Raw genomic sequence first — 231 nt, 5'->3', positions numbered from 1 at the left:
TAAGATTATCGTTTATCGTGAAGAAGAGTTTAGCGTTGATGTGAACTTAACTGATAACAGTGGTCGCTTGGATAAGATTAAGGTTCACGACAATGCTCAAGCAGTAGCACCATCAGGTAATTTCGAAGTTACAAATGGTGGTCGTCTTGAACTTCCTGCTAATGGTACAAGTATTAACTTCACGGATAAGACAAGTAATTTAGGTCAAGCTGGCAATGCGACAGATACTAA

The 231-nt window shown here is 39.0% G+C and carries 1 protein-coding gene; it reads left to right on the top strand.

Annotated features, from left to right (window positions below):
* A partial coding sequence (locus HMPREF2837_RS11430) for a sialoglycan-binding domain-containing protein (protein ID WP_186823203.1) occupies positions 1-231 on the top strand: 231 nt, incomplete at both ends.

The sequence above is a fragment of the Streptococcus sp. HMSC071D03 genome (assembly GCF_001812125.1).
GTDB lineage: Bacteria > Bacillota > Bacilli > Lactobacillales > Streptococcaceae > Streptococcus > Streptococcus pseudopneumoniae_N.
Note: the sequence above shows the minus strand (reverse complement) of the source record. Positions and strands in the feature narration are given on the sequence as shown.